The sequence below is a fragment of the Thermobispora bispora DSM 43833 genome (assembly GCF_000092645.1).
Classification (GTDB): domain Bacteria; phylum Actinomycetota; class Actinomycetes; order Streptosporangiales; family Streptosporangiaceae; genus Thermobispora; species Thermobispora bispora.
This window is the reverse complement of sequence record NC_014165.1, coordinates 2,413,357-2,430,219: the sequence shown is the minus strand read 5'-3', so window position 1 is coordinate 2,430,219 and position 16,863 is coordinate 2,413,357. Positions and strand designations below refer to the sequence as shown.

The 16,863-nt window shown below is 73.3% G+C and carries 13 protein-coding genes; 5 read left to right on the top strand and 8 right to left on the bottom strand.

Features of this window, described 5'->3' with window-relative positions; genetic code table 11:
- Positions 1-494: 494 nt before the first annotated feature.
- Positions 495-911: an SsgA family sporulation/cell division regulator gene (locus TBIS_RS10390; RefSeq protein WP_013132340.1), complete on the bottom strand. Its 417-nt coding sequence runs from the start codon at positions 909-911 to the stop codon at positions 495-497.
- Positions 912-1,503: 592 nt separating this feature from the next.
- Here TBIS_RS10390 and TBIS_RS10385 point away from each other — a divergent pair.
- Positions 1,504-2,616, top strand: a complete 1,113-nt coding sequence (locus TBIS_RS10385; protein WP_013132339.1) for a winged helix DNA-binding domain-containing protein — start codon at positions 1,504-1,506, stop codon at positions 2,614-2,616.
- Between the two features lie 82 nt (positions 2,617-2,698).
- On the opposite strand, the gene TBIS_RS10380 is transcribed toward TBIS_RS10385, so the two are convergent.
- The 4 genes from TBIS_RS10380 to TBIS_RS10365 all read right to left on the bottom strand — a co-directional run bounded on the left by TBIS_RS10380 (position 2,699) and on the right by TBIS_RS10365 (position 7,333).
- Positions 2,699-3,895 carry an acyl-CoA dehydrogenase family protein gene (locus TBIS_RS10380; protein ID WP_013132338.1) on the bottom strand — a complete coding sequence of 399 codons (1,197 nt, stop codon included), beginning with the start codon at positions 3,893-3,895 and terminating at the stop codon, positions 2,699-2,701.
- Position 3,896: 1 nt separating this feature from the next.
- Positions 3,897-5,192 carry a CoA transferase gene (locus TBIS_RS10375; protein ID WP_013132337.1) on the bottom strand — a complete coding sequence of 432 codons (1,296 nt, stop codon included), beginning with the start codon at positions 5,190-5,192 and terminating at the stop codon, positions 3,897-3,899.
- Between the two features lie 57 nt (positions 5,193-5,249).
- On the bottom strand, positions 5,250-6,410 hold the full coding sequence (locus TBIS_RS10370) for an acyl-CoA dehydrogenase family protein (RefSeq protein ID WP_013132336.1): 1,161 nt from the start codon (positions 6,408-6,410) through the stop codon (positions 5,250-5,252).
- A 161-nt stretch (positions 6,411-6,571) separates the two neighbouring features.
- Complete coding sequence (locus TBIS_RS10365) at positions 6,572-7,333, bottom strand: enoyl-CoA hydratase (protein ID WP_013132335.1); 762 nt, start codon at positions 7,331-7,333, stop codon at positions 6,572-6,574.
- Between the two features lie 332 nt (positions 7,334-7,665).
- Here TBIS_RS10365 and TBIS_RS10360 point away from each other — a divergent pair, with 332 nt between their 5' ends.
- On the top strand, positions 7,666-8,745 hold the full coding sequence (locus TBIS_RS10360; protein ID WP_280938079.1) for a CaiB/BaiF CoA transferase family protein: 1,080 nt from the start codon (positions 7,666-7,668) through the stop codon (positions 8,743-8,745).
- A 133-nt stretch (positions 8,746-8,878) separates the two neighbouring features.
- On the opposite strand, the gene TBIS_RS10355 is transcribed toward TBIS_RS10360, so the two are convergent.
- Entirely contained in the window at positions 8,879-9,268 is a 390-nt protein-coding gene (locus tag TBIS_RS10355; protein WP_050760499.1) for a winged helix-turn-helix transcriptional regulator, read from the bottom strand.
- 117 nt (positions 9,269-9,385) lie between these two features.
- On the opposite strand from TBIS_RS10355, the gene TBIS_RS10350 reads away from it, so the two are divergent.
- Positions 9,386-9,958 (top strand): NADPH-dependent FMN reductase, encoded by a 573-nt coding sequence (locus TBIS_RS10350; RefSeq protein WP_013132332.1) that lies wholly within the window; start codon positions 9,386-9,388, stop codon positions 9,956-9,958.
- A gap of 327 nt (positions 9,959-10,285) precedes the next feature.
- Here the strand turns inward: TBIS_RS10350 and TBIS_RS10345 are convergent, their stop codons facing one another.
- Positions 10,286-10,963: an esterase/lipase family protein gene (locus TBIS_RS10345; protein WP_013132331.1), complete on the bottom strand. Its 678-nt coding sequence runs from the start codon at positions 10,961-10,963 to the stop codon at positions 10,286-10,288.
- A gap of 241 nt (positions 10,964-11,204) precedes the next feature.
- On the opposite strand from TBIS_RS10345, the gene TBIS_RS20075 reads away from it, so the two are divergent.
- Complete coding sequence (locus tag TBIS_RS20075) at positions 11,205-13,946, top strand: helix-turn-helix transcriptional regulator (protein WP_013132330.1); 2,742 nt, start codon at positions 11,205-11,207, stop codon at positions 13,944-13,946.
- A gap of 271 nt (positions 13,947-14,217) precedes the next feature.
- On the opposite strand, the gene TBIS_RS10330 is transcribed toward TBIS_RS20075, so the two are convergent.
- Positions 14,218-15,084 (bottom strand): helix-turn-helix transcriptional regulator, encoded by an 867-nt coding sequence (locus TBIS_RS10330; protein WP_013132329.1) that lies wholly within the window; start codon positions 15,082-15,084, stop codon positions 14,218-14,220.
- Positions 15,085-15,171: 87 nt separating this feature from the next.
- Here TBIS_RS10330 and TBIS_RS10325 point away from each other — a divergent pair, with 87 nt between their 5' ends.
- Complete coding sequence (locus tag TBIS_RS10325; RefSeq protein ID WP_013132328.1) at positions 15,172-16,806, top strand: AMP-binding protein; 1,635 nt, start codon at positions 15,172-15,174, stop codon at positions 16,804-16,806.
- The last annotated feature ends 57 nt before the right edge of the window (positions 16,807-16,863 follow it).

The following is a 16,863-nucleotide window of genomic DNA, read 5'->3' as shown; positions in this document are numbered from 1 at the left end:
GAAACCATACCGCACCCTGCGGCTCAGGTGGAAATCAAGAGCGGGAACTTCTTCACAGGATCTTGACCACCTCCGCTGACCAGCGCCTTCGCCGGTCGGAGGGCGGATCGTACGTCTCCCTGACGACGATCGAGACCGAGCGGTGACCCGGGTGCGTCGTCCACGGACGCCTCCGGACGTCGGCCCGGCCCTCGGAGGCGAGCCCAACTAGAGCCGACTCGGTCTCATGCTCACTGAGACGGGTGCACCGCAAGCGGGGACGCCGGAGACCGCGCGGCGTGCCGTACGCACGGCTGATGCCGGCGCCTGATTGCGCATCGGCGTGACCATGCCGCGGGCGGTCGAGCGTGCTGCGGGCCTGCGTAGCGGATGATCGGCCTCCACCGTGCCGCAGGACGCCACCCTCGCCGAGGCACTGCCGGCGGCAGAGGACAGACTGCTCCCACGGACAGCAGGCGAGAAGAGGAGCGGCGGAGGCGACGGATCTCGCGGAGCTACGAACTCCAGAGCATGTTGCTGAGCTCCTGATCGAGATCCATGAAGTCCGACTCGCGACCGGCCGGAACGAGCTCGTAGGTGCGATTCAGGAACGCGGTGAGCGGTGCCAGCGGAACCTCGAAGAGTGCCTGCCCGAACGGCGAAGTCAGGCTGATGTTCAAGCTCTGCTCGCCCTCGGTCCGGGCCGGCCAGACCTGCACGTCACCCTCTCCCACGCGCCGCACCATCCCGATGGTCAGCAGCTCACGGGCGAAGATCCACTCGACCGGTTCGTCGTTCCCCACGTGAAAGGCCATCCGGATGGCGTACGGATCGGTAGCCGTATAGGTGAGGCTGGCGGTGAGGGGGATGGTGGTGCGGTCGGGGACCACAAGCCGAAGGCCTAGCTCGGCAGAGACGGTGATGCTGTTCATCCTCAGCCAAACCTTTTCGTCGTCGGGTCCCCTCACAGGGGCTCTCAGCGCTCGGTGGTGCCTCGCTCACCACCGGTGGGCGAGCGACGCGACCCATGGATAAGGATTCCGCCTACTGGCTCTCCTGTAACGCGCAGCACAGCTTGACATTCGTCATCTACCTGCTCAAACATCGCAATCCAGGCATCGCTTTGCCCCTGCTTTCCGCCTCGGCGGCATCCTCTCACGGCGACCTTCCCCGCCGATGATCATGGCGGATCGGCCGGAGCATGGAACGATGCTATGGCACCCGGCCTCCGGACGGCGGGCGGACCGGGAACGTTTCGCGAGGTGTTGACAAATGTGTTGTGGAGCCGTCGGCGGGCGGGTTCGGGCCCTCGTCCCGCACTCGCCCGGCTCCACAAGGCGGGCGCGCCACCGGCGGGCGCGTGCCGGCCGCGGTGACGGGATCCCGCGCCACACGGAAGCGTGACCCGCGCCCGACCGGCTGAAAACGCGGTATCGATCCGACGATTTCCCCTCCCGAACGCGCCCCGCTCCGTGACAATCGAACACAGATTCGTACGCCCACGAGCCGGTGAGGGGAAGCAACGTGAAGATCACGCGGGAACAGGTACTGGCGTGGCGGCTCCGCAGGCAGTTCGTCGACCCGCGTGGTGAGGCGAGCGCCGGGGAGATCGTCGGCAGGCTCTGCGGCGTCCAGGCCCAGGTCGCCTCCGCCGCGGAGCTGGCGGTCGGGCTCCGGCAGCGCACGCCCGAGGCCGATGCGGTGACCCGGGCGCTCGCCGACGGCACGCTGGTGAAGACCTGGGCGATGCGGGGCACCCTGCACCTGCTGCCCGCCGAGGTGGCCGGGGCCTACCTGTCCCTGATCGCCGCGGCCCGCATCTGGGTCAAGCCCGCGTGGAAGCGCGCCTTCGGGGCGAGCCCGGAGGAGATCGACGCACTCGGCGAGGCCGTGTCCGCGCTGCTCGACGGCGCCGTGCTCACCCGGGACGAGCTCGTCCGCCGGCTCGCGGAGGACAGGCGGTTCGCCGCCATGGAGGAGCACCTCCGGTCGAGCTGGGGCATGCTGTTCAAACCGCTCGCCTGGCAGGGGATCATCTGCCACGGACCGAAGCAGGGCGGCAAGGCCACCTTCGCCCGGCCGGCGAGCCTCAGCCCGCGCTGGCGGGACCTGCCCGACCCGGAGGAGGCCGCCCCGATCGTGATCTCCGCCTACCTGGGCGCGTACGGCCCGGCGACCCCGGAGACGTTCGACGGGTGGCTGGCGAGCCACAGCCACCGGAAGACCACGGTGCGCCGGTGGTTCGCCGACATGGGCGACCGGCTCACCGAGGTCGATGTGGAGGGCGCCACCGGGTACGTTCTCACCGAGCACGCCGACGAGCTCGCCCGGTGCGAGCCAAGCGCCTCCGTGCGGCTCCTCGGCTCGTTCGACCAGTACGTGCTCGGCCCGGGCACCAAGGACACCTGGGTGGTGCCCGCCGAGCACCGGGCGAAGGTCAGCCGGACGGCCGGGTGGATCTCGCCGATCGTCGTCGTGGGCGGCCGGGTCGCCGGGACCTGGGAGCTCGACAAGGACACCCTCGCGGTGTCGCTCTTCCCCGACGCGGAGCGCCCGCCGATGGACGCCCTGGAGGCCGAGGCGGCGCACGTCGCCCAGGCGAGCGGGCTCTCCGAGGTCAAGGTCCGGGTGGCCTAGCGGCCGGCGAGAGTGCCTGGTACCGCCGGGCGAGCGTGCCGAGCCCGGCCTGGCACGAGTGCGTGGTAGGCAGGGGCCCGGGTCACTCGGGCAGCCGGTACTCCCCGAGCAGCCGCCGCCCGATGATCATCTTCTGGATCTCCGAGGTGCCCTCGCCGATGAGCAGCATCGGCGCCTCCCGGTAGAGGCGCTCGATCTCGAACTCCGTGGAGTACCCGTACCCGCCGTGGATCCGGAAGGCGTCCTCCACGACCTCCTTGCAGTACTCGGCGGCGAGGTACTTGGCCATGCCGGCCTCGAGGTCGCCCCGCTCCCCGGTGTCCTTGCGGCGCGCGGCCATCACCATCATCTGGTGGGCCGCCTCGACCTTGGTCGCCATCTCGGCGAGCCGGAACCGGATCGCCTGGTGCCGGTGGAGCGGCTCGCCGAAGGTCTCGCGCTGCTGGGCGTACCGGATGGCGAGCTCGAAGGCGCGCAGGGCCATGCCGCAGGCGCGGGCGGCCACGTTGACCCGGCCGACCTCGACCCCGTCCATCATCTGGTAGAAGCCCTTGCCCGGCTCCCCGCCGAGCACCCGGTCGGCCGGCACGCGGACGCCGTCGAGCACGAGCTCGGTGGTGTCGACGCCCTTGTACCCCATCTTCTGGATCTTCCCGGGGACGGTGAGCCCGGGCCGGGTCTCCCCGAAGCCGGGCTCCTTCTCGATCAGGAACGTGGTCATGTTCGCGTGCGGCCTGCCGCCGTCCTCGCCGGTGCGGGCGAGCAGCGCGATCAGGTTGGCCGACGCGCCGTTGGTCAGCCACATCTTCCGGCCGTGGATCACGTACTCGTCGCCGGACCGCACGGCCGTGGTGCGGATCGCCGCGACGTCGGAGCCGCAGTGCGGCTCGGACATGGAGAACGCGCCCCGGATCCGCCCCTCGGCCATCCGCGGCAGGAAGTACTGCTTCTGCTCCGGTGTGCCGTGCCGCCGGATCAGGTAGGCGACGATGAAGTGGGTGTTGATGATCCCGGAGATGCTCATCCAGCCCCGGGAGAGCTCCTCCACCACCAGGGCGTAGGTGAGCAGGGACTCGCCGAGCCCGCCGTACTCCTGGGGGATCATCAGGCCGAACAGGCCCATCTCCTTCAGCCGCTCGACGATCTCCGTGGGGTACTCGTCCCGGTGCTCCAGCTCGGTGGCGACCGGGATGACCTCCTTGTCGACGAAGGTCCGGACCGTGGCGAGGATCTCCCGCTGGACGTCGGTGAGGCCATCGGTCTGGGCAAGGCGACCCATGTCAGTCCTCCTTCGAAGCGGGCCGGTTCCGGCCGACCACCCCTTTCTCCCGCAGCGCGGCGACGTGCTCGGGGGAGCGGCCGAGCACCTCGGTGAGCACCTCGTCCGTGTGCTGCCCGACCGACGGCGCGGGGCGGGCGTCCCCGCGTTCGCCGTTCATCACCAGCGGGGAGCGGGAGGCCAGGTGCGGGCCGACCCCGGGCTGGTCGAGCAGGGCGAGCACGGGGTTGGCGGCGAGCAGCGCGGCGGGGTCGGCGGCGAGCTCCTCGAAGGTCCGGTACGGCGCGTGCAGCAGGCGGCGGGCGGACAGCTCCGCCTCGATCTCGGCGAGCGGGCGGGCGGCGAACCACGGCTCGAGCAGGGCGTCGATCACCGCGCGGTGGGCGTACCGGTCGCCCTCGCGGGTGAAGTCCGCGCCGAGGGCCCGCTCGACCGCGGCGAACGCCTCGCCGAGGCCGGTGAGGTCGAGCAGGTCCCGCCAGTGCCGCGCGGTGAGGACGACGAGCATGACGCGGTGCCCGTCCGCGGTGGGGAAGTCCCGGCCGTAGGTGCCGTAGACGTGGTTGCCGTCCTTGGCCCGCGGCCGGCCGCCGAGCTGGGCGTCGGCCAGGTACCCGAGGGTGGCGACCGTGGCGAGGGCCACGTCGTGCAGGGCCACGGTCACCTGCTGGCCCTCGCCGGTGAGCAGCCGGTGGCGCTCGGCGGCGAGCAGCCCGACCGCCAGGTACAGCCCGGCGGCGACGTCCCAGGCGGGGAGCACGTGGTTGACCGGCCCGTCCACCCCGGCCGGCCCGGTGATCGCGGGCATGCCGGTCTCGGCGCTGACGGTGTAGTCGACCGCGGTCCGCCCGTCCCACCGCCCGGTGAGCCGCACGTAGACGAGGTCGGGCCGGTGCGCGCGCAGGTCCTCGTACGCCAGGCCGGGGAGCTCCGCGTTGGTCACCACGATGCCGCCGCGCGGCCCGCCACCGGTGATGAGGTCGGTGACCAGGGCCCGGCCCTCGGCGGAGCGGAGGTCCACCTCGATGGCGCGCTTGCCCTTGTTCAGCCCGGTCCAGTAGAGGCTGGTGCCGGAGGCAGCGAGCGGCCACCGGGTGCGGTCCACCTGCCCGCCGATGGGCTCGACCCGGATGACGTCGGCGCCGAGCTGGGCGAGGGTGAGGCCGCACAGCGGCGCGGCCACGAAGGCGGACAGCTCGACGATCCGCATGCCCCGCAGCGGGGCCGCCGCGGTCCCGGCCGGTACGGCCGGCCCGGCCCCGGTGGCCCGCGTGGTCTGCTCCGGTTCCCGTGTCACGGCATCCTCCCGCTGTCGGCCTGCGCCTTCCCGGGGACCCTGGCGTCCGGGGTCCGCCTACTCGCGGCCGGTGGCCCGGGCGATGAGCCGCCCGGTGATGACCTGGCGCTGGATCTCGTTGGTGCCCTCGCCGACGATCATCAGCGGCGCGTCGCGGAAGTACCGCTCCACGTCGTACTCCCGGGAGTAGCCGTTGCCGCCGTGCACGCGGATCGCGTCGAGGGCGACCTGCATGGCGGCCTCGGAGGCGAAGAGCTTGGCCATGCCCGCCTCCAGGTCGGCGCGCTTGCCCTGGTCGATCCGGTGGGCGGCGTCCAGGGTGAGCAGCCGGGCGGCGTGGACCTTGGTGGCCATGTCGGCGAGCAGGTTGCCGACCGACTGGTGCTGCCAGATGGGCTTGCCGAACGTCTCCCGCTGCCGGGCGTAGGCGAGCGCGTCGTCGAAGGCGGCCTGGGCGACGCCGACCGCGCGGGCGGCCACCTGCACCCGGCCGACCTCCAGCCCGCGCATCATCTGCGCCCACCCGCGCCCGGGCTCGCCGCCGAGCACGGCGTCCGCGGGCACGGTGACGTCGTCGAAGACCACCTCGCACGCCTCGACGCCCCGGTATCCGAGCTTGGGGAGCTTCCGGGAGACCGTGTACCCGTGGTCGCGGTGGACGAGCAGCACGCTGATCCCCTTGTGCCGGGGTTCGGCCCGGGGGTCGGTCTTGCAGAGCAGGCCGATGACCGACGCGTGCCGGGCGTTGGAGATCCACGTCTTGACCCCGCGCACCCGGTAGGCCGTCCCGTCGGGGGTGAGGGTGGCGACGGTGCGCATGGCCTGCAGGTCGCTGCCGCCGTCCGGCTCGGTGAGCGCCATCGCGGCCCGGATGCTGCCGTCGGCCATGCCGGGGAGCAGCTCCTCCCGCTGCCGCGGCGTGCCGTACTCGCGGACGAGGTAGGCGATGACCGAGTGCCCGCCGATCGCGCCCGCGAGGCTCATCCACCCGCGGGCGAGCTCCTCGCTCACCCGGGCGAAGCAGGCCATGCTGACGCCGGCGCCGCCGTACTCGGGCGGGACGAGCATGCCGAAGAACCCGAGCTCCTTCATCCGGTCGATGAGCGGGGCCGGGTAGACGTCGTCCGGCTCGAACTCGCGGACCCGCGGGCGCACCTGCTCGTCCACGAACGCGCGGGCGAGGTCGACGATCTGCTGCTCCTCCGGGGTCAGGGTCACGGCTCTCCTCCGCGGACGGCTCTGCGGTGCCCCGGCGCGCTCGGCCGCACCGGCCGGGGCGTGCGAGCGGGCGCGTACGGCGGCTCGCACAGATCATGGGCATACAGAACTTTGTTCCGTCAAGGCGGGCACGGCCGGGGAGCGGCGCGAGCCCCGGGGTGTCACCGGGTCTGCGCCCGGCCGCGGTCCATGAGGGCGCGCCGGCGCTCGGCGAGCCCGGCGGGGTCGGCGAGCGCGAGGCCCTGCCCGGCGGTCTCCAGCTCGGCCCGGATCCCGTCCGCGCCCGTGCCGTCCCGGATGATGTCGTAGATCTCGCGGATCCGGCGCAGGGTCTCCGGCACCGTGGTCGCGATGCTCTGCGCGAGCTCCACGGCCCGGGGGAGCAGCCGGTCGTGCGGCACGACCTCGTTGACCAGGCCGATGCGCAGCGCGAGCGCGGCGTCGACGAAGTCCCCGGTGAAGCTCATCTGCCGCGCCCAGGCCTGGCCCACCGCCTGGCTGAGCCGGGCGGTCATCCCCCAGGCGGGGACGATGCCCACCCGGGCGTGGGTGTCGGCGAACCGGGCGCGCTCGCTCGCCACCCGGAAGTCGCAGGCGAGGGCGAGCTCGAGGCCTCCGGTCACCGCCACCCCGTTGATCGCGCCGATCACGGGCACGGGGAAGTTCTGCAGCGGCCGGATGCTCTCCGGGCCGGCGATCTTGACGCCCGCCTCCAGCTCGCGGAGGTCGAGCCCGGCGCAGAAGGCGGGGCCGGCCCCGGTGAGGACCAGCGCGCGCAGCTCCGGCTCGCCGGCGAGCCGCTCCAGGGCCGCGGTGAGCTCCTGCAGCAGCGCGGCGGAGAGCGCGTTGTACTTCGCCGGCCGGTTCAGCGTCACCACCGCGACGCCGGGTGCGGGCCGGTCGATCAGGACCAGGTCGCCCATGGTGCTCCTCGATGGCTCGGTCTGTGCGGTCCCGCCTCCCCGGCCGCGGTACGGCTCCCGCGGCCGATCGGCGAGGCGTCTCGGGTGGGCGGGCGCCGGGCCCGCGCCGTGGCGGTGGGCGCACCGCCGGTCCGCTCAGGATGTCACGGTTTCCGATCCCGGCCCGGAGTCCGCGGCCGGGTTTCGATTGTGCGTTTCCACAATCTGATGAGATTTCCGTAAAGGTCAGGGGATATCACGTTTGATAGCGTGACTAAGCATCCGAGATCGATCAAGCCTCGCCGCCCGGGCGGGCGGGTGGAACGGGCACGGAGGAGCAAGTGGCGTCACCCTTGACCGGAACGCGTGTGGTGGAGCTCGCGGGCATCGGCCCCGGCCCGCACGCGGCGATGATCCTCGCGGACCTGGGGGCGGACGTCGTGCGCGTGGAGCGTCCCGGCGCCGCCGGGATCCCCGGAGCCATGCGCGACCCGGCCACCCGGGGCCGGCGCACGGTCGTCGTCGACCTCAAGCAGCCGGAGGGGAAGGCCAAGGTCCTCGACCTCATCGCCCGGGCCGACGTCCTGCTCGAGGGGTTCCGCCCCGGGGTGACCGAGCGGCTCGGCCTGGGACCGGAGGAGTGCACCGCCCGGAACAAGCGCCTCGTCTACGCCCGGGTGACCGGCTGGGGGCAGACCGGTCCGCTCGCCCAGCGGGCCGGGCACGACATCAACTACATCTCGCTCACCGGCGCCCTGCACGCGATCGGTGAGGCCGAGCGGCCGATCCCGCCGCTCAACCTGGTCGCCGACTTCGGCGGCGGCTCCATGCTCGCGGTGGTCGGCATCCTCGCCGCGCTGCTGGAGCGGGAGCGCTCCGGCGAGGGCCAGGTCGTCGACATCGCCATGGTCGACGGGGTCAGCTCGCTCATGCAGATGGCCTGGGGCATGTACAGCGCCGGGCTCTGGCGGGACCGGCGCGCGAGCAACCTCCTCGACGGCGGGGCGCCGTACTACCGCACCTACCGGTGCGCCGACGGCGGCTTCGTCGCGGTCGGGTGCATCGAGCCGCAGTTCTACGCCGAGATGGTGGAGAAGCTCGGGCTCGACCTCGCCACGCTGCCCGACCGGAACGACCCGTCCCAGTGGCCCAAGCTCCACGAGATCTTCGAGCGGCGGTTCGGGGAGCACCCGCGCGACCACTGGGCGGAGCTCTTCGCGGACAGCGACGCCTGCGTCACCCCGGTGCTGAGCCTCGCCGAGGTGCCGCGCCACCCGCACATCGCCGCCCGGGGCTCGGTGGTGACGGTGGACGGGGTCACCCAGGCGGGCGTGGCGCCCCGGTTCTCCCGCACCGCCGGCGGCGGGGTGAACCCCATCGGGCAGACGGCCAGCGATATCGACGAGATCCTCCGGGAGTGGTCCGGCCGCTGAGCCGGACCGGGGTGACCGGCCGCCCCCGGGCGTGCCGTACGGCCGGCCGGATGACCGGCCGAGGCGCGCCGGTGCGGCTGAGTGCGCCGGTGCGGCCGAGGCGCGTTGCCGCGGCGGTGGTGCCGGGCCGTCCTCAGCGGGCGGAGCCGGGATCCGCGTCGCCGGGCCGCGCCGGGGCGGCCTCGCCCTGCCGCCCGCCGCCGGGCTCCTCCAGGGTGATCCACTTCTCGGCCCACGCGGTCAGGGCCTCGATGACCGGCTCCAGCTCCTTCCCTTTGTCGGTGAGGTGGTACTCCACCTGCACGGGGGTGCTGGGGATGACCCGCCGCTCGATGATCCCCTCGCCCTCGAGCCGGCGCAGCCGCTGGCTGAGCATGGTGTCGCTCACCCCGGCGATGGCCGCCTTGAGCTCGGCGTAGCGATGCCGCCCGGTGAAGATGGCGTGGATGATCGCGCCCGACCAGCGGGCGCCGATGAGCTCGACCGCCTGGTGGAACTTCGAGCAGCGGCGCGCTTCGCACATGTTCCGTCGACCGTCCGATCCGCTCAGGGGCGTGGGTCCCACGCGCTTCCTACTACGGAATTCTTAGTCGCTATGCTTTGTTGAGCAAGTCACAGCTTGTGTTCGTGGGGGGAGACGTTGGGGCAACCAACGCTGCAGATCATCATCGGAAGCACGCGGCCCGGCCGGGTGGCGCTGCCCGTGGCCCGGTGGCTGCGTGACCGGGCGGTCGCCCACGGGGCGTTCCAGGTGGAGCTGATCGACCTCGCCGAGGTGAACCTGCCGTTCCTGGACGAGCCCAATCACCCGCGGCTCCGGCAGTACGTCCACCCGCACACCAAGGAGTGGAGCGCGACCGTCGAGCGGGCCGACGCGTTCGTCTTCGTCACACCCGAGTACAACCACGGCTTCAGCGCGGTGCTGAAGAACGCGATCGACTACCTGCACCAGGAGTGGCTGTACAAGCCGGTCGGGTTCGCCAGCTACGGCGGCGTCTCCGCCGGCACCCGGGCGGTGCAGATGCTCAAGCAGGTCGTCACCGGGCTGAAGATGATGCCGGTGGCCGAGGCGGTGACCATCCCGTACGTGAACCGGTACCTCGGCGACGACGGCCGGTTGCGGCCCAACGACGTGATGAACCAGGCGGCCGACGCGATGCTCAGTGAGCTCGCCCGGCTCGCCCCGGCCCTCAAGGGCCTGCGCGCCGCCTGACCTCCGCTCCGCCGTACGGGGAGCCGCGACGGCACCGCGCGGCGGATCTGGGAATGCGCCCGGGAGACGAGCGTCCGCCGGGTCGCCGCCGGCCCGGCGATGCCCGGGCACCTGGCGCGCTCGCCGCGCCGCCCGGCCTGGCCGTGGGGCCGCATGGACGGCCCGCTCATGGCGCCCGCCCGCCGCGCCGGGCCGGCCCTGGGCGGTGCCGTACGGCACGGCGGCGCCCTCACCGGCGAGCGGGCCGGTGAGGGCGCGCGGACGGCCGCGTGGTGGTGTGGCGACGGTAGTGGAAGGCGGCCGGGTGACAGGCGGATCGGCCGAAGGTCAGCGGATGAAGTTGCGGACCTTCTGCGCGACCGACGGCGAGGCCAGCATCGAGATGTGGCCGATGCAGCCGACGTAGGTGTTGACCGCGCCGTCGAGCAGCACGCTCGAGTCAGGGTTGATGATCTCGTCGCAGTTCGACCAGAACGTGCCGTAGTTGACCGGCCCGGGGGTCTCGTCGCCCGCGTTGAGCTGGGTGAGGAACGCGGAGTTGTAGTTCATCTCCGCGCACGAGACCATCAGCAGGTTGCACAGGTACGAGGCGTTGGTGCCGTGGTTCGGGCCGCCGATCGACACCCAGTCGTCGACGTACGCGGTGCCGCCGAGGAACTTCAGGTAGTACCGCGAGGACAGCCCGCCCATCGAGTGCGTGACGATGTCCACCTTGGCGGCACCGGTCTGCGCGCGCACCTGGTCGACGTAGGCGGCGAGCTTCTGCGCCGTGACGGCGTTCGACTGCGTCCAGTCGTAATTCCAGGCGAAAAGCCGGTTGCTGGGCCAGCCGTTGCGCTGGAAGTCGGCGATCATCACGGCCCAGTTCCAGTCCGCGCCGGACCAGCCGTGCACGAAAATCACGGGGTCAGGGGTCGCGGCTTTCGCCGGGGTGGTGAAGGGGGAGAGAATCGCCGCGGCCACGAGTATCACTGCCGCGGCGACGCGCCGTAACGCACGTGCCATGGGGGATCCTCCTTCGTACGGCCCGCAGGGGGATTGGCGGTGCCGCCGAAAGAGTCGGCCCGATCGCATTGCGCGCGCACCGGTGAAATCGCCGGTCTTCTCATGCGGCGCGCGACCGGGCGCAATACGGAGGATCCGATTGGGCTGCCGCACTTCCCGGCCGGCCCGGGGCGCGGCCGGGAGTGGGCGGTTGCCTATTCACTCGGCCTTAACTGACAAGTAACTTCGAAATGTGGCGGAAATGCCCGTGTTATACGGCCGTGTGCAGGAATGCGCCGAGCTCACCGCGGTGATCGAGGCGGCGGCACGGTCGGAAAGCGGTGTGCGGGTGCTGGTCGGCGAGCCGGGAATCGGCAAGACCGCGCTGCTCAACAGCGTCACGGCGCACGCCGACGGCTTCGCCGTGCTGTGCGCCCGGGGCACGCCGTCCGAGGCGCGGCTGCCCTACGCCGGGCTGCACCGGCTGCTCCGCCCGGTCACCGAGCTCATCGGCGGGCTCCCCGCGCCGCAGCGCACGGCGATCCGCGCCGCGCTGGGCCAGGAGGACGGCCCGGCCCCCGACCGGTTCCTCGTCTCCGTGGCCGTGCTCGGCCTCCTGTCGGAGCTGGCCGAGAAGAGGCCGGTGCTCGTCGTGGTGGACGACGCCCACTGGCTCGACGCCCCGTCGCTCGACGCGCTCGCGTTCGCCGCCGCGCGGTTCCAAGCGGAGGGCATCGCCCTGCTCGCCGCCACCCGGCCGGAGCCGCCCGAGCCGTTCTCCTGGGCGCCGGTCATGACCATCGGCGGGCTGGAGCCCGCCGCCTGCGAACAGCTCATCCGGGCCCGGTCCGGCGGCCCGGTCGCCGGACCGGTGCTCGACCGGCTGATCACCCACACCGGCGGGAACCCGCTCGCCCTGCTGGAGATCGCCGAACGGCTCTCCGCCGCCCAGCTCGCCGGCCGGGCCCCGCTGCCGCGCCCGCTGCCGGTCGGCCCGGCCCTGGAGCGCGCGTACCTCGAGCGGGTGTCCGCGCTCCCGGTGGCCGCTCAGCGGCTGCTGCTCCTCGCCGCGGCCGACGACGAGATCGACGCCGTCACCCTGCTCCGGGCCGCCTCCCACGCCGGGATCGACGCGTCCGCGCTCGAGGCGGCCGAGGCCGCCGGGCTGATCCGGGTGTCGGAGACGCGGGTGCGCTTCCGCCACCCGCTCATCCGCTCCGCCGTGTACCAGGGCGCGGGGCTCGCCCGCCGCCGGTGGGCCCACCAGGTGCTCGGCGAGGTCGCGGCCCGGGACGACCGGCGCGCCTGGCACCGGGCGGCCGCCGCGCTCCACCCCGACGCCGGGCTCGCCGACGAGCTGGAGCGGAGCGCCGGCCGGGCCCGGGTCCGCAGCGGGTACACGGCCGCGGCCGCCGCCATGGAACGCGCGGCCGAGCTCACCCCGGACGACGGGGTGCGGGCGCGCCGCCTCGTCCGCGCCGCCTGGGACCGGTGGCTCGGCGGGCACGCCGACGCCGCCGTCGGCCTCCTCGACCAGGCCCGGCGCGCCGCGGAGGCGGGCGGCCGGGCCGGCACGCTCGGCGAGATCGACCTGCTCCGCGGCATGATCGGCCTGCGCGGCGGGGTGGCGCGGGACGCCTACCAGTCCCTGGTGTCCGCGGCCGACCGGCTCGGCCCGGAGGAGGCGCTGCACGCCCTGACCGCCGCGGCCGAGGCGGCCTTCTACGCGGGCGACCAGCTCCGGTTCACCGCCGCCGCGGCGCGGATCGGGCGGCTCGGCCCGGTCCCGGGGGAGCGGGCCGCCCTCATCCGCGCGTACTTCGCCGGCATGGCCCACGCCGCCGAGGGGGAGATCGCGGCGTCGATCCGCCAGTTCCGCACGGTCCTGGAGATCGCCGGGCGGATCGACGACCCGGACCTGCTCCGGTGGGCGGCGACCGCCGCCTTGATGGTCGGCGACGACACGATCGCCCACGCCCTCCCCGCGCGCGCCGTCGACATCGCCCGGGCCCGCGGCGCGGTCACCAAGGTGCCGCAGGCCATCGAGCTGCTCGTGCACAGCGAGCTGTGGACCGGCCGGCTCGCCATCGCCAGGGCGAACGCGCTGGAGGGCCTGCGGCTCGCCACCCAGACCGGGCAGCTCAACTGCGCCGGCCACCTGCGGGCGCTGCTCGCCCTGCACGCGGCGATCGAAGGCGACGTGCGCACCTGCCGGGAGCGCGCCCAGGAGGCGCTGGCCCGGGCCAGGGAGCACGACCTCGGGCTGGTCTCCGCCGTCGCGACCTGGGCCCTCGCGTTCAGCGATCTCTCGCTGGGCCGGTACGGCGAGGCGGCCGACCGGCTCACCCGGATGGCGGAGGCCGGCCCCGGGCACGGCCACCCGGTGATCACCGTGCTGTCGGCCCCGCACTACGTGGAGGCGGCGGTGCGCAGCGGCGACCACGACCGGGCCGCCCGGGCCCTGGCGATGTTCCGCTCCTGGGCGGAGGCCGTGCAGTCCGCCTGGGCGCTCGCCTTGGTGGAGCGGTGCCGCGCGCTGCTCGCCGACCCCGCGGCCGCCGACGGGCACTACCGGCGCGCGCTCGAGCTGCACGCGGTCAGCGCGCGGGACTTCGAACGGGCCCGCACCGCCCTGCTGTACGGCGCCCACCTGCGCCGGCAGCGCCGGCGGGCCCAGGCCAGGCGGTACACGCGCGAGGCGCTGGAGATCTTCGAACGGCTGGGTGCCACCCGGTGGGCCGAGCGGGCGCGCGGCGAGCTGCGGGCCGCCGGGGAGACGGTCACCGATCCGGAGGGCGAGGAGACCGGCGCCCTCACCGCGCAGCAGCTCCAGATCGCCCGGTTCATCGCGGAGGGGGCGACCAACCGCGAGGTGGCGGCCCGGCTGTTCATCAGCCCGCGCACGGTCGACTACCACGTGCGGAACATCTTCGCCAAGCTCGGCATCGGCTCCCGGGTCGAGCTGGTCCGGCGCTTCCGGGCCTCCGGCACCGCCCGGGTGTGAGCGCTCGGCCCGTCTCCGGCCTCGCCCGGGTGTGAGGGCCTCCCGGCCCGCTCCTCCGGCCCCGCTGCCCCCGCTGTGAAGCGCCCGGCTGGAGCGGCGGTTCCAAGGCGCCGGGCGGCCCACTCTCGTGGGCGGCGCGTGCGCATGCCGATCGCCGCCGGCCGCCACCGCCGCCGGGCGTGCGCATCCGCCGGCCTGCGGCCCGGCCGCCGGAGGGCCACTCCGGCACCCGCGGCGGTGAGGCACCCGCCGCGGGACATCCCGGTTCGCGCTACGGGAGGAAGCCGGCGCGCCGGGCGGCGACCACGGTCTCCATCCTGCTGTGCGTGCCGAGCTTGCGCATGGCGTTGCGGAGGTAGCTCTTCACCGTCTCCGGCCCGATGCCGAGCCGGCGCGCCGCCTCGGCGTTGCCGCAGCCCACGGCGACCAGGGCGAGCACGTCGAGCTCCCGCGGGGAGAGCGGGTTCGGGCGGGCGGGCCGGCCGCCCGGGCGTGTCAGCCGGGCGCAGACCTCGTCGATGCGCCGGCGCAGGGCCGGGTCGGTGATCTCCCGGGCGATCGACCGCAGCTCGGCGTGGGCCTGCCGGATCTCCTCCCACTCCGGGGCGGCCGGCGCCTCCCGCGCCGCGCGGATCACCGCCGCCGTCTCGAGCTCGGCCATCCGGCGCTCGACCTCCCGCCGTACCGTGAGCTCGATCCCGGCGCGGGCCGCGGCCTGGGCCATGGCGTCCAGCACCCGGGTGCCGAGCGGCACCGGCTCGCGCGTGCCGCCGTACATGAGCGCGGCGACCGAGCCGTCCACGACGACCGGCACCGCCCCGATCGCCCGCAGCCCTTCGGCGCTCACCGGCCCGTCGTACTCGTGGGTGATCCGGGGATCGGCGAGGTAGTCCTCCACGCTGCCCGGGCGCGTGGTGACGATCACCCGGCCGCCGAGCCCGGCCCCGGGGCGGATGACCAGGCCGTGCAGGTGCGGGGTGAGGGTGCCCAGCAGCTCGGTGAGCCGCACGCCCCGCTGCCCGATCGTCCCGCCGAACAGGACGGGGAGCCCGGTCGCCAGCCCCACCCTCCGCAGGGCGGCGCGCACCACCTCGCGCTCGTGCTGCGCGGTCGCGACCGGTGGGCGGGTGTCCGGCATAGGGACAGATTGGCACGCATTTTGCCTGCTGTTAACCACCCCCGAACGGGGGTGGCCGGCCTCGGCACCCGCCCGGAGACTGCGGGCATGGCCGAGTTGCTGTCGTACTCCTCCGGTGTCTCCGACGTCCCCCTGCTCGGTGAGACGATCGGGGAGAACTTCGAACGCACGGTGGCGCGGTTCGGCGCCCGCGAGGCCTTGGTGGAGGCGGCGACCGGGCGCCGCTGGACGTACGCGGAGCTCGACGCCGCGGTGAACGAGGTGGCGCTCGGGTTGCTGGCCCGCGGGATCAAGAAGGGCGACCGGGTGGGCATCTGGTCGCCCAACTGCGCGGAGTGGGTGTTCGTCCAGTACGCCACCGCGAAGATCGGCGCGATCCTCGTCAACGTCAACCCCGCCTACCGCGCCCATGAGCTCGAGTACGTGGTGCGGCAGTCGGGCATGCGGCTGCTGATCAGCGCGGTCGCCTACCGCACCAGCGACTACCGGGCGATGATCGAGCAGATCGGGTTCCGCGACGTGGTGTACATCGGCGAGCCGAGCTGGGAGCGGCTCATCGAGGACGGGCGGAGCCTGGATGCGGCCGCGCTGCGGGAGCGGGCGGCCACCCTGACCTTCGACGACCCGATCAACATCCAGTACACGTCGGGCACCACCGGCTTCCCCAAGGGCGCCACCCTCTCGCACCACAACATCCTCAACAACGGGTTCTTCGTGGGCGAGCTGCTCGGGTACACCGAGCAGGACCGGATCTGCCTGCCGGTGCCGCTCTACCACTGCTTCGGCATGGTCATGGGCAACCTCGCCGCCGCCTCCCACGGGTCGTGCGTCGTGCTCCCCGCGCCCGGCTTCGACCCCGAGGCGACGCTCCGCGCCGTCGAGCGGGAGCGGTGCACGTCCCTGTACGGCGTGCCCACCATGTTCATCGCGGAGCTCGGCCACCCGGAGTTCGCGTCCTTCGACCTGTCGAGCCTGCGCACCGGGATCATGGCCGGATCGCCCTGCCCGGTCGAGGTGATGAAGCGCGTGGTCGCCGACATGCACATGTCCGAGGTGGCGATCTGCTACGGCATGACCGAGACCTCGCCGGTGTCGACGATGACCCGGCGGACCGATGGGCTGGCCCGCCGTACCGAGACGGTCGGCCGCGTCATGCCGCACATCGAGGTGAAGATCGTCGACCCGGAGACGGGCCGGACCGTGCCCCGCGGCCAGGTCGGTGAGCTGTGCACCCGCGGCTACTCGGTGATGCTCGGCTACTGGGAGCAGCCCGAGGCCACGGCCGAGGCGATCGACCGCGCCCGGTGGATGCACACCGGCGACCTGGCGACCATGGACGAGGAGGGGTACGTCAACATCGTCGGCCGGATCAAGGACATGGTGATCCGGGGCGGCGAGAACATCTACCCGCGCGAGATCGAGGAGTTCCTCTACACGCACCCGGACATCGCCGACGTGCAGGTGATCGGCGTGCCCGATGAGAAGTACGGCGAGGAGCTCATGGCCTGGATCATCATGCGCCCGGGCGCCGAGCCGCTCACGGCCGAGCGGCTCAGGGAGTTCTGCGCGGGCCGCCTCGCCCACTACAAGATCCCCCGGTACGTGCACGTCGTGGACTCCTTCCCCATGACGGTCACCGGGAAGATCCGCAAGGTGGAGATGCGGGAGCAGGCCATCGAGATCCTCGGCCTGCACGACGCCGCCCGGATCCGCAGCGCCTGATCACCCCTCGATGCCCGATGGGCCGGTGCCGCGGTGGCCGGCCCATCGGGCATCCGC